Source organism: Photorhabdus sp. RM96S, from assembly GCF_042879335.1.
GTDB lineage: Bacteria > Pseudomonadota > Gammaproteobacteria > Enterobacterales > Enterobacteriaceae > Photorhabdus > Photorhabdus kayaii.
In genome coordinates this window covers 1-335 of the sequence record NZ_JBHFKT010000218.1, presented here as the reverse complement: position 1 = coordinate 335, position 335 = coordinate 1, and the positions used below count along the sequence as shown (strand labels likewise).

Genomic DNA, 335 nt, shown 5'->3' with positions numbered 1-335 from the left:
CTTCTCGCCGCAAAACGGTCTGGGCGCCCAGTTCGCCATTGAGCCCCTCAGCCTGACCGGCAATAAACGCCGCAGCCTGCTCAATCTCGACGGCCAGCTGCTCGATTATGCCCACGGCCGCGGCAGCATCGCGCACCTCATCTGGCCCAACGCGATGCGGGCCGGGGTGGAAAGCCAGCTCACGCTGATACCGGATACCCGCGGCAAATCCCCGCGCGCCATCAGCTTCACCGGCCCGTGGGCCCAGCTGCGCCTGATTAACAGCGGCAAACTGACTAATGTGCGTCAGGATGCGTTTGATGTGCGGTTCACCGTGGACGGCGGCGACATGACCT

Annotated in this window: 1 protein-coding gene; it reads left to right on the top strand. The window is 64.5% G+C overall.

All coding sequences use genetic code 11. The features are described from left to right. On the top strand, window positions 1-335 hold a 335-nt coding region (locus ACGF49_RS25060), incomplete at both ends, for a type VI secretion IcmF C-terminal domain-containing protein (protein ID WP_387493479.1).